The 12233-nt window shown below is 38.4% G+C and carries 14 protein-coding genes; all 14 read right to left on the bottom strand.

The genetic code is table 11. The features are described from left to right. Positions 1-651: a hypothetical protein gene (locus tag CFK40_RS04645; protein ID WP_089531016.1), complete on the bottom strand. Its 651-nt coding sequence runs from the start codon at positions 649-651 to the stop codon at positions 1-3. Beyond that, positions 644-1306 (bottom strand): phosphate propanoyltransferase, encoded by a 663-nt coding sequence (locus tag CFK40_RS04640; protein ID WP_089531015.1) that lies wholly within the window; start codon positions 1304-1306, stop codon positions 644-646. The genes CFK40_RS04645 and CFK40_RS04640 overlap by 8 nt, the downstream gene beginning before the upstream one ends. A gap of 43 nt (positions 1307-1349) precedes the next feature. Then, the gene (locus CFK40_RS04635) at positions 1350-1646 is read right to left on the bottom strand and encodes a BMC domain-containing protein (protein ID WP_089531014.1); all 297 of its coding nucleotides are present in this window, start codon (positions 1644-1646) and stop codon (positions 1350-1352) included. Between the two features lie 19 nt (positions 1647-1665). Then, entirely contained in the window at positions 1666-3189 is a 1524-nt protein-coding gene (locus CFK40_RS04630; protein WP_089531012.1) for an acetaldehyde dehydrogenase (acetylating), read from the bottom strand. Positions 3190-3217: 28 nt separating this feature from the next. After that, a complete protein-coding gene (eutL, locus tag CFK40_RS04625) occupies positions 3218-3871 on the bottom strand; it encodes an ethanolamine utilization microcompartment protein EutL (RefSeq protein ID WP_089531010.1) in 654 nt (217 codons plus the stop codon). Positions 3872-3883: 12 nt separating this feature from the next. Then, the gene (gene eutC, locus CFK40_RS04620) at positions 3884-4849 is read right to left on the bottom strand and encodes an ethanolamine ammonia-lyase subunit EutC (RefSeq protein ID WP_089531008.1); all 966 of its coding nucleotides are present in this window, start codon (positions 4847-4849) and stop codon (positions 3884-3886) included. 12 nt (positions 4850-4861) lie between these two features. Continuing rightward, positions 4862-6226, bottom strand: coding sequence for an ethanolamine ammonia-lyase subunit EutB (locus CFK40_RS04615; protein WP_089531006.1), 1365 nt, complete (start codon positions 6224-6226; stop codon positions 4862-4864). Positions 6227-6244: 18 nt separating this feature from the next. Beyond that, positions 6245-7672, bottom strand: coding sequence for an ethanolamine ammonia-lyase reactivating factor EutA (locus tag CFK40_RS04610; RefSeq protein WP_089531004.1), 1428 nt, complete (start codon positions 7670-7672; stop codon positions 6245-6247). Positions 7673-7804: 132 nt separating this feature from the next. Beyond that, positions 7805-8098, bottom strand: a complete 294-nt coding sequence (locus CFK40_RS21620) for a EutP/PduV family microcompartment system protein (protein WP_319418047.1) — start codon at positions 8096-8098, stop codon at positions 7805-7807. After that, a complete protein-coding gene (locus tag CFK40_RS21615; RefSeq protein ID WP_319418027.1) occupies positions 8058-8321 on the bottom strand; it encodes a EutP/PduV family microcompartment system protein in 264 nt (87 codons plus the stop codon). The genes CFK40_RS21620 and CFK40_RS21615 overlap by 41 nt, the downstream gene beginning before the upstream one ends. Before the next feature lie 25 nt (positions 8322-8346). Continuing rightward, positions 8347-8688, bottom strand: a complete 342-nt coding sequence (eutS, locus tag CFK40_RS04600; RefSeq protein WP_089531001.1) for an ethanolamine utilization microcompartment protein EutS — start codon at positions 8686-8688, stop codon at positions 8347-8349. A 1-nt stretch (position 8689) separates the two neighbouring features. Continuing rightward, on the bottom strand, positions 8690-9967 hold the full coding sequence (gene eutH / locus CFK40_RS04595) for an ethanolamine utilization protein EutH (protein ID WP_089531000.1): 1278 nt from the start codon (positions 9965-9967) through the stop codon (positions 8690-8692). Between the two features lie 103 nt (positions 9968-10070). Next, positions 10071-10667, bottom strand: a complete 597-nt coding sequence (locus tag CFK40_RS04590; protein ID WP_089530998.1) for an ANTAR domain-containing response regulator — start codon at positions 10665-10667, stop codon at positions 10071-10073. Next, positions 10668-12092: a sensor histidine kinase gene (locus tag CFK40_RS04585; protein ID WP_089530996.1), complete on the bottom strand. Its 1425-nt coding sequence runs from the start codon at positions 12090-12092 to the stop codon at positions 10668-10670. Positions 12093-12233 lie beyond the last annotated feature (141 nt).

Here is a 12233-nt window from a genome sequence, read left to right as displayed (position 1 = left end):
CTATGACTCACTCTTGTGAATTTCTATTTTTAATTCTCTTGCTACATCTCTGGCGAGAGGTGTTACAATTGTTTTTTTTGTGATATAAATTTCTTTTTTTTGCCATGTCTTTACTACATCCTGAGTAAGTAATTTTCCTTCGTAGTTTGGAATATTCTTTTGAGCGTAAAAGGTTGTTGGAACCTCTTCAGGTACAATTTCTTCGATGCTTAGAAAGGAAACACCGAATCCCCTAAGGATTTCACAATAATTACTCAGTAAATCTTTATAGCTTGAATTGGATGGATACCCATCACTACTGTGTAACAACCAGTTTAATGCTGCACTAGGTACAAATTGGATTTTAGATTCTTGCATCACCAACTTAGAAAAAAATAAACTCTCCTTCGTATCAGCAATTCCTAGGGCACCTTTCACTAATAAATCTTGATTTACATCTAAGAAAACAGCTTGATTAGTACCAAAAGGAACTTCATCGTTTGCTGGATCTAGAATAGTGATTCTCCAATGTTGTCTCAAGATTTCAAGTGTGTTCTCTTCCGGATCCTCTGAACAAATCACGAGTAAGGTTGGTTTAGCACCCTTACTCGTAATCCCTTCTTTTTTTAAAATATTTACTACAATCTCTTCGATTACTTTTTTGTCAATCATAAGAACTACCAGCTTTTAATAATTCGCCATAATTGCCTGTTTTTACGATCCCGGCATTTGCTTCATCAGTATCGATATGCATTTCCAACTTATACTTCTTGGATACACGGATAAGAACTTTCTCGAACTGTATGGGTCTTCTTTCATTACCAACCTTAACCCTTACATGTTCACCATTTTGTACACCATAGTGTTCTGCATTCTCAGGGCTCATGTGTATATGTGCTTGAGCTATAATCAAACCCTCATGAAGGAATATACTTCCTTTTGGCCCTACGATAGTTATGGGCGAAGAGTTACTTAAGTTGCCTGAGTCGCGTATAGGAGGTTTTAATCCTAACTTAAAGGCATCAGTTTGACTTACCTCAACCTGCGATGACTTCCTCAACGGACCCAAAATCCTTACTTTTTCAATGCTTCCCTTTGGCCCAACTATGGTGACAGTCTCGTTGCTAGCGAACTGGCCTGGCTGTCCCAAGTTTGCTTTTTTGGTAAGCTCGTATCCTTCTCCAAATAACCGCTCTAACGCTATTTTGTCCAAATGACAGTGTCTAGCGGATACACCAATAGGTATACCGCTAGAAGAACCCTCATTATTATTATGAAGTTGAGTAATCACATCTTTAACGATTTCGTCTAGGCTTTGTTGATTCAATCACCTAACCTCACTTTCACTGTACTCCACATAAACTCAAAGATTAACTTTGTTGATTCACTTCAATTTTTGGAAGAATGCTTTCCAGTTCGTTGTGTGGACGTGGAATCACATGTACGGATAAAAGCTCCCCTACCCGTTGTGCTGCTGCACTACCTGATTCAGTAGCTGCTTTTACAGCACCAACATCTCCACTTACTAAGATAGTTACAATTCCGCCACCAACGTGAATTTTTCCAACTAAGTTAACGTTTGCTGCCTTTACCATTGCGTCTGCTGCCTCTACCGATGCTACAAGTCCTTTTGTCTCAATCATTCCTAATGCGCCATTAAGTGCCATTTTAAATTCCTCCTAATTTTTATTGGTATTGTTTTAATACCTTTTCCACTATCTTTGATACCACTTGTGGATCTAGATCTTTTGTATCTACCTTTTGAAAAACTTGATCAACAATTTCATCAATTTCATTTGATTCGGATGAGTTACTACTTTCAACTACACGATTTTCGGATGGCTTAGGTATCTCTACATCTTTAATGCCATAAGCCAATCTCTTTATGTTCAACAAATGACTGGCTGTGATATTGTCTGAAGTAATGTTTCCACCATAAGAGCCACAACCTAATGTCATTGAGGCTTTTAATCCCGTCGTTGCGCCTACCGCACCAATACTGGAAGGTGTGTTAACCACTAATCTAGAAACCGGCATTTCATGACCGTACATCTTAGCTACCTTGTCATCATTTGTGTGTAAGGATAGGGTATGGCCTCTACCTCCAAGTTCCAATAGTTCAAGACAAATTCTCTTAGCTTCTTCCTCACTTTTTGCTGCATAAAGCGGGAAAATAGGTGCTAGCTTTTCTATTGAAAATGGTATATCTTTTCCGATTTGATTTTCTTCTGCAATAAGCAATCTTGTATCATTCGGAACAGTAATACCAGCCATCTCCGCGATTTTCGGAGCTGTACGCCCTACAATTTTTGGGTTTAATTTACCTCCTCTTAAAGGGGAGATCACATCTTCCATCTTTTTCTTTTCTTCCGAGTCTAAGAAATATGCACCACTATTTTTTAGTTCTCGTATCGTTACCTCTTTAATATTTTGATCAACTACAATGCCTTGCTCTGTGGCACATATTGTTCCATTATCAAACGTCTTACTATCGACGACCATTTTGACGGCCTGCTTAACATTGCACGATTTCTCTAGATAAACAGGAACATTTCCTGGACCAACACCATAAGCTGGCTTTCCGGAGCTATAGGCTGCTTTTACAAGTCCTCCACCTCCCGTTGCTAAAATTAAATCAACATCTTTATGTTTCATAAGCTCTGTTGTTGCAGGCATAGATGGTTTAGAAATCCATCCGATAATCCCTTCAGGTGCACCAGCTTCAACCGCGGCTTTATTACATATTTTTAATGCCTCTACTGTACACTTTGCCGCATAGGGATGTGGACTAACAACAATAGCATTTCGCGTTTTTAATGAAATCAACGTTTTGAAAAAAGCTGTTGAAGTCGGGTTAGTAGTAGGAATGATGCCTGCTATTACACCAAATGGGTAAGCAAATTCAGTTACCTTTCTTTCACGGTCTTCATTTACTATTCCCACCGTCTTTTCATCCTTGATAGATTCATAGACGTCTCGCGAACCTACTTGGTTTTTAATTATTTTATGTTCGACTACACCCATACCCGTCTCTTCAACGGCCATTCTTGCTAAAAACTCGGATTGTTCAAAAGCTGCATCGGCAACCTTTTTAACGATATAATCAATTTTCTCCTGCGAAAATTCTTCAAACTTTTTCTGAGCCACTTTAGCCCGTTTAACTGCACCTCTCATCTCTTGAATGGATTGCAAGTCAGAATCAAACTCCATAATGTAACACTCCTTTCTAAATTAATACTTAATAACGGGTTGAATTTTCAGCAACTTCCATTACAGCTTCACGAAAGGCCTCACAGGCAGCATGACAAGAAGATTGTGTCCCCGTTAGCAAGCCTCCACCAAAGTTTGTTTCTGTTGGTGGCCTGTAAAAGGTGGTAAGTTCCACATTAGAAGCTTTCAAAGCAGTATCAATCCCATAAACAGCCTCCAATGGTGGAGCGATAAGGTAAGCAAGTGCTTGACCAGGTTCAACCCCCGCCTCTTTAGATAAAAACTTTCCTGGTTTTGACACGACATGCGCATACAAACTGTGCGTTTTGGCTTCATTAATTGCCTCAAAATAAGCTTCATGTTCAACCACTTGTTTAACAGCGCCCATTCCACTTTTGACCTCATCAGGATTTGGACCGGATAAAATTCCAATGAACTCACCTGATAAGGGGCCTGATGCATGATCCGCACCCGCATAGAATGATTGAGCATACGCAACGTCAACATCTGCATGTTTTGTTGCCTCATCTAAAGCAGTAACTCCTACATCGTCTAGGTCGACAGTAAACATTGCTAAACTTTTATGACTTTTCTTGATTTTGAGCTGTTTAGCTAGCATTGGATCCACGTTGGGAATGATACGTACGGAAAGTATGTCCGCGTAAATTGGATCTAACCTCATGTCCTGCCTCCTTTACCCTTCCTTTTTAACTAGGGAGACACCGCTAGCTTCATAGCTTACTATTTTTTCAACTAAGCTACCCAAGTAGGCCCCCGCTTCTACTGGCGGGATTCCACCCTGATGTATATTGGATAAAACAGTACGATCAGATTCAATCGTGTCTAATCTGGGTTTGTAACACAAGTAGGCGCTTAATGACTCTGCGCTAACCAGTCCAGGTCGTTCGCCAACCAATAAAATGACAACTTCTGGTTTTAACTGCTCCCCTATGTCATCCATAACCGCTACTCTTCCCTTTTCTATAAAAAAGGAAGTCCCAACATCAAGTCCTAAGGTCTTCAATGATTGTTGTAGCGAAAGATAAACATCCTCCAAGTTTGCATTTATCGCTTTTGAACTTAAGCCATCAGATACAATAATCTGAATTTGTGGGGATTGTTGACATTTTTCATTCAACATTTCTTTGGCTTCATCCGATAGTCTTCTTCCAAAATCTGGTCTTCTAATATAAGTCTCCTTATCTGTCACTTTAGTTTTTACAGTAAATAATTCAAGTGCTTCTAATAGACTTTGATCGACTTCCCCAAATACTGCGTCAACCGCTGCAGCATGATCATATCTGAATTTTAACCAGGCATTTGTCTTTGGTCTTACACCTGCGCGCCCAACACCAATCCTTGCTGGTGTCTTATTGGTAAGCTCCTTTAAACCATCCAACGGTTCTTTTTGTTGGATTGTGGCTTCACCATTCCCTTTATTAGCGCGGTGATTAGTTTTTTTAACTGTTGTATCGAATTTAGAAAACTTTACTTGTCCTACAGCCCCTTCTTCAATAGAGGATGAAGGAAAACGTTCAACTGTGGGTGTTGAAGCTGTATGATCCCACATCTTCACACCTTCTTCATTACGTGAATCATCAATCGATTGCAATTTTGATAATACAATTTTAGTAACCTTTTCAATGGTAGACGGATCCATATCTCCCACCTCCTATCGTGTAAATATTGTAGGATCGCCGGCTTGGCTTGTAAGTTTACCATTTTCTAAAATGCCCATACCTTCTAACCACTTTTCAAATAGGGGGGATGGACGTTTGTTAAATGTTTGACGTAAAGTCGCCACGTCATGATAACTCATTGACTGATAGTTCAACATACAATCATCGCCCATCGGGGCAGCAATAATAAAATTGACACCAGCTGTTGTTAGCAAAACACCAAGATTCTCTATATCATTTTGATCGGCCTTTATGTGGTTCGTATAACAAATGTCAACACCCATTGGTAGGAGATGCATCTTCCCCATGAAATGATCTTCAAGGCCTGCCCGTATGACCTGTTTATTGTCATAAAGATACTCTGGGCCTATGAACCCGACAACTGTATTTACAATATAAGGATCATAGTAACGGGCAAAACCGTAATTTCTAGCCTCAAGTGTCATTTGATCAATCCCATGGTGAGCTTCAGCTGATAGCTCCGAGCCTTGACCAGTTTCAAAGTACAACCTTTGAGGGCCTGTCCCCGTCCCCTGCACTTTTGCTAATTCACTCGCCTCACTAAGAAGAGTCGAATCAATCCCAAAAGATCGATTGGCGGTTTCTGTCCCCGCAATACTTTGAAAAATCATATCTGCAGGAGCACCTTGTTCAATTGCCTTCATTTGTGTCGTGACGTGTGCTAAAACGCAATTTTGTGTCGGTATCTTCCACTCCTCCATGAAGTCGTGAGTAGCATGAAGAAGCCTCTTTACACTTTCAACGGAATCTTCAACTGGGTTAATCCCTATAACAGCATCCCCCACACCATAGGAAAGCCCCTCTTTTAGTGAAGCAAGCATGCCCCCAACATTATCAGTGGGGTGATTAGGCTGTAACCTAGAAGAAAGTACGCCTTTTTGACCAATTGTAATGTTACATTTAGTTAATATTTCAAGCTTATTTGATGCATGAATTAGATCCAGATTAGACATAAGTTTTGCAACAGCTGCTATCATCTCACTTGTTAGCCCTTGACTTATTCGTTTAAGGTCTTCCCCTGTTGTTTCGCTGTCTAATATATACTCTCGCAATTCAGATATCGACCAACTTTTGATGGATGAATAGATTCTTTCATTGACTAGGGATTCAATAATTCTAGATACTTCATCCTCCTCGGGTGGAAGAAGAGGATTATCCCGAATAACTTGAAGTGTTAAATCACCCATTATTTCTTTAGCTGCAATTCGCTCTTGTACACTGTCTGCTCCAACTCCAGCTAAACGATCTCCAGACTTCTCTTCGTTCGCCTTTGCAAAAAGGTCTTTTAATGAAGAGAATTGATATGTATGTCCTAAATGCTTAATTGTTAAATTCAACAGATAGCCTCCTTCCCGTTAATGAAAAGTTAGTGTTTTAATAACAACTGGTACTACACCTGATTGTAAAGCTTTTCCAATGTCTAAATAATCCCCATGTTCTACATAAATCTGATCAATACACAAGGTGTGTTGATGCTCGTGTTGGACACGAATTGTCTGCCCAAGGGATTTGGCAAGATCTCGTTCAAGAACGATGATTAGTGGCTGCTGTTTAGGTTTTTTTCTAACAGCGTTCACTAGAGCATCCGCCAAACTTTGCATTTCCTTAAACCCTAATAAAGGAAGGTCTGATAGATATAATGCAAAGTTTTGCCCCTCTTTTTTTGGATCGTATATTTCTATACCTGCTTCAATCGATTGAGTGAGTTGGGATAAGTTTTCAGCGAAATCCCCTTTGAAGGGAATTTTATACACTGGAAGGTTCCTCAAGGGAAGGGTTTCATTATCAACTTGAATAGTTCCTCCACTAATTTCAGTCGTTTGAGTTCCGGCTCCCAAAACTGTCGCGCGTACCGTCTCATTAGGTTTAATCCATTCCCACGATGCTAATGTAGCATCCTCCGTAATCGACATAGCTAAAAGATTACCAATGTCATTATACCTATCAACGGAATGGCAATTCTCAGAATGATAAATGCATTCCGAGACCCCTCCGGAGAACATAATCACATCAATTGGTTGTTCCCAGTTCGGCAAACGCCCTAAGAGCAAATCTTCAGTCTCAGTCAATTCATTTCTAAGCATAGAAGAAATGATAGTAGTCATATAATCGGTTATCTTTCTAAGGTCTTTTTGATCATATTTTTCTCCTTCTTTAATAGAAATATCTATTCGCTTAATGGCCTTCTTTAAAGATGGAGCAATATAATTTATCTTATCGTCACTAACTTCAATTAATTTCCCACCAACATGGAGGGTGCACGTACCAAGTAGCTTTCCGTATTGATAAACCGCTATATTCGCGGTCCCACCCCCAATGTCTATATTCGCAATCGTTTTGTTCGTGTTTTTTGAATAATCGTAAGCACCTGATCCTTTAGCAGCTATGATGCTTTCTAAGTCAGGTCCCGCCGTTGCTACTAAAAACTCTCCTGCATGTCTTGATAAGTGATTAATCATCTCTTGTGCATTCGTTTTTGTAGCTGTCTCCCCAGTGATGATCACAGCACCCGTTTTAATATCATTTGATGTAATATTGGCTTCATTATACTGAGACAAAACCATTTCTTCTATTGCATTCATGTCAATTTCATTGTCCGATTTCAATGGTGTTCTGAAAATAGGGCTTTTATAAACGACTTCTTTATCAACAATTTCAATACGAGGCATATGTGTACTTCCCGCTGTATTCATAAGAGAAAATCTACTAATTATGAGTTTTGTTGTACTTGTACCAATATCAATTCCAGCACTTAGTAGCTCTTCTTTTTTACGTTGATCCATACATGCCACTCCTTCTTAAACACAAAAAGGCACCCCATACGAACTATCCATTTAGATAGTTGTATAAGGCGCCTTTGCCTTGAATCTATTCTTTTTAAAATATATCTAACTATTATATTAGTTTAAAATAGTTTATTTGTAAAGGGTTTCATTAAAAGTAATATCCTCACTATCACAGCTTTCGGCATATTCTTTCATTTCCTTTATACTTTTACACTTTACTAGATCCCTAATAATATCTAATCCTCTATTTTCTTCCGCAGAAGTTATGACAATGGGGCCTTTAGAGATCACCCTTTTTAGCTGGTGTATAGCTTTTGGTATATCCGCTGTTTCTGCGTCGGCCTTTGTTACCACCCCTATAGGCAATTTATTAATCCCTGTACTAAAGCCTGGCGGGAAAATCGTTTTTTTTTTTCGTTGCATCCTGTACGAATAGGACATGGGAAACCTCAAGGGAAGTAGCCATAATGGTTTTATAATGTAATGGATTTTCTGTGTATTCTCCCGGTGTATCAACTAGCCAGTTATCATAATTTAATGTCTGGGTCTTCACTGCTTTATTTTCACGTCCTAGTAAAGCATTTGTTAAAGTTGATTTACCCGCCCCGATGGAACCTACAATCATTCCGCGATTTTTTTTCACCATTCGGTCGCCCCCTAGTTGATAGTTTCTAAGATTTAGTGATTGTAGCTGGTGTATAACCAAGTGTTTCCGATAAAAATCGATTGACCTCTTTCATAGCGATATCCACTTCAGAGACACTTCCTATAAGAACTAGACTCCCTGTAAATCGATCCAAAAATCCAATACCAACATGAGCAGCTTTGGTAGCATAATCCCCTGCTATAATTACCGTTTCACTTGGGGTTAATGTTAGAATACCCAACGCACCTGACTCTTCTATACCTAACTTTTCAAACATGCTAACATCCGGGTTTGCGATTAGATGACTTAGAGTAATCTGTTTACCCGGCACAAACTCCTGGATAAACCTTTTCTTTTCTTCATTCATTTTAATTTGCCTCCTTTGTCGCAATATCTTCCTCTCCAAATTCTTCTTTTTCCAAATACTCATCTTTCCCAATGACACCTGTTTCGCGATCAATTCTTTCCAGCTCCATGGCCTTAGGTATGGAAATCCAGTAAGCCACTCCTATAGCAATCAATCCGGCTGAAAGTTTACCGATAATAATAGGTAGAATTAAGGTTGGCTGAAAATTTGCTGTATAGGATAAATGATCTCCCAATAAGAAGGCTGCGCAGACACCAAAAGCGATATTTATAACCTTATCTTTAGGCCGCATGTACTGAACTAACTTAAACATTGCCAGTATATTGGCAATTGTGGCTACTAACCCCGCACTACCTACTGAGCTTAAACCTAGCTTTTTACCGATTGCTTCTAAAGGTCTAGAGGCGTACTTTCTCAAAAGATATACCATCGGGAAAGCACCTGCAAGCATAATACCTATATAACCAGCGGTTTCTAGTGCACGGAATTGGTCTTCTTTATCAGCCATAATGGGATCGAATCCCCAAGTACCAAAAACCGTTGAAAATAGACCCGTAAAGATTTCAACTATAGAAAACACTAAAACTAATTTAATACCTGCGTCTACAATTGTTCCAAACCACATGAATCCTTTAACCATTAAATCTGGCAAGAAATACAAACCAAGAGCAAGTATTACTACAAATACAAAAAGCGGGGTCAAATTAATAAAAATTTGTAAGTAACTCATAGTAAACTCATACGTGGATTCCGTGGTTGTAGAGATGACATCCCTTATTTTGGCATTCGTAAGAGTAATAATCACACTGGAAATTAACACACCGATAGGAATGGTTAAAATACCAGACATAATTCCTAGCGCCATGTACTTATGATCTCTTTTATCAAGCATAGCGAGACCCATAGGTATGGAAAACACAATTGTCGCTCCAGCCATAAAGCCAACGATAAGCGCCATAGTCCATCCCTCATATGATAGCTTAAGCGCTTCAGCTAATTGGTACCCACCCATATCAGATGCTAAAATTGTAGTCGCAGCTATAGCTGGATCCGCACCAATACTTTCATAGACGGGACCAAATACTTTGTTTATAAACCAAGAAAGATACGGGATAGAAGCCATAATCCCTGCTGCTGGAACAAATATATGACCAATCGTATGAATTCCTTCCATAAATTGACCACCGATACCGTCTTCGCTGTTTTTGATAGAAGCAATCGCCCCAATAACAGCACATGCCATAATAATGTAAATTACAATATTGCCTACTAATACCATACTAATTCCCACTTTCCTATTAATTAGTTTTAATTTCCCCTGTAAAAAGACAAAAAGGTGCTAAAGAAATGGGAACCCATTCCTTTAGCACCTTTGCCCTGTATTATTCACTTTTCGTTTTTAAATCACCGGAAGAGTACTTTTTTATGATGTGTTTTGCCACTCTTCCAAGGGTAACTTGCTTATTCATACTTATGGTTCTGATTTTCTTAAATGCGTTCTCTTCACTGTAATTAAATCGCTCCATTAAAATACCTTTTGCTTTTTCAATCACTTTACGTTCATTCAAATGATCTTTTGCCTCTTTTATTTCTTTTCGATATTGGTTAGAAACTTCACTCTGGTGGAGTGCAATCTCTATCGATGGAATTAATCGATCACCTGAAACAGGTTTCACAATGTATCCTACTATATTCGATTCTTTCGCCTTATCTATAAAGTCTTGTTGGCTATAAGCTGTTAATAAAAGAATAGGAATATTGAACTTTTGAGAGATAATCTTACTGGCTTTTAGCCCATTAAGTTTTGGCATTTTAATATCCATTATTATGAGGTCAGGCTGACACTCATGAACAACTTCGATAGCTTTTTCCCCATTCCCGGCCTGTCCGACAACTTCATATCCAGCATCTTGTAGGGTCAATGATATATCCATGCGTGCGATCGACTCATCCTCCACCAGGACTATCCTTTTTTTCATTTAAACCCGTCCTTCTAAAGGAAATATTATTTTAGCTTGTGAACCTTTATCAATCTTTTTAAATTCAAACTCACCGGCTAGGTCATGTTCTACCATCATATTTACAATATCTAGACCAAGGGAAGGCTTACTTTTTGGGGTATAGCCAATTCCATTATCGTTAACCTTTACAATGATTAGATCATCATATTGTTCAAAAATCACTTCTATAACTCCAGTACGTCTTCCTTTAAAAGCATGATTTATACAATTCTGTATTAACTCATTGATAATTAAAGCAACAGATACCGCCCTTTTGGACTCTATTATTAATTCTGATCCTTCATAGTAAATACGAATCTGAGTACCTTCTTTACTTTCCGTATGTACTAGCATATTACCAATTTTTTCGGTCAACTCATAAATATCTACCCTATCTATACTTCTATTGGATAAGATTACCTCATAAACTGAGGCAATGCTAAGTATGCGATTTAAGCTTTCAAGAAAATAAACCTTACTTTCCTCTGGAACCCCTCTTCGCATTTGTAATCGAAGTAGGCTAGCAACAGTTTGCAAATTGTTTTTTACGCGGTGATGAATTTCCTGAATAGCAACCGATTTCATAATCAGTTCTTGTTCTTTTTCCCTTAGCTCTGTTAAATCTCTTAAAATAATGAACATTCCATTATACTTTTCCTTTTTAGGTAAATGTATTTTTTTCACCTTAAATGTCTTATCAAAAACCTTCATTTCCCTAACTAATAAAACATCCGGTTTCATGATAATTTCATCTAAGCAAGGTAAATGTTCGAGAATATCCTCCCCATTATTACATTTAGCCCCGGTCAATCCATGTAGTAAATTAATCGCTGCAGGGTTAGAATAAATCAGTTTGCCATTTGATTCTACAAAGAATAATGCTTCTTCAATTAGCTCTGGGATAATAGGATGGTTATCAGAAACACCCATTAAAACACCGCTTAAAGATTCCGTCGCTTGTGACAACGCTTTCAATTCCGCTTGTTCTTTAAATTGATTACTAATGTCCTTCTCCATAATCAAAGCACCAATAATGTTACCTTTGTGCCCATGGATTGGAACAACACTTTGCTCTACCTGTTTACTTTCTTGTGTAATTGCTCGATTAGATGTCATTGAGTTCCCTGTCCTAAGACAATAAAGCACAGCAGGTTCGAATGCTTCATACGCTCTTTTACCGACTACAGGATTTTCATAGATAGGGTCAATATCTGTTGGGGCTGCTTCAGCAACAACAATGGCATGTTCCTCATTAGTCGTAAGACAATCTATGAAAATATTCGCTTTAGATAGGTCAGCCGTCAATTGAATACTTTGGCTAATCTCTAAAATCTTTTTAACGTCTTCTTGCGATAAATTTGTTTGCAAATGACAGATTGACTCAATCGATGTGATTTCAACCATTATAAGTTTATCACCAACTTAACTTACCATTTAGTTTATTAGTCCTATAAACTATTAGAATTATAATAACAAAATAGAGATATGTCAATGTTTAGTTAAGTCAGATAACTATGTTCTACCTCTGCAATCTTTACACCACTC

The organism is Virgibacillus necropolis, assembly GCF_002224365.1.
Lineage (GTDB): Bacteria > Bacillota > Bacilli > Bacillales > Amphibacillaceae > Virgibacillus_F > Virgibacillus_F necropolis.
This window is presented reverse-complemented; position numbering and strand designations above follow the sequence as displayed.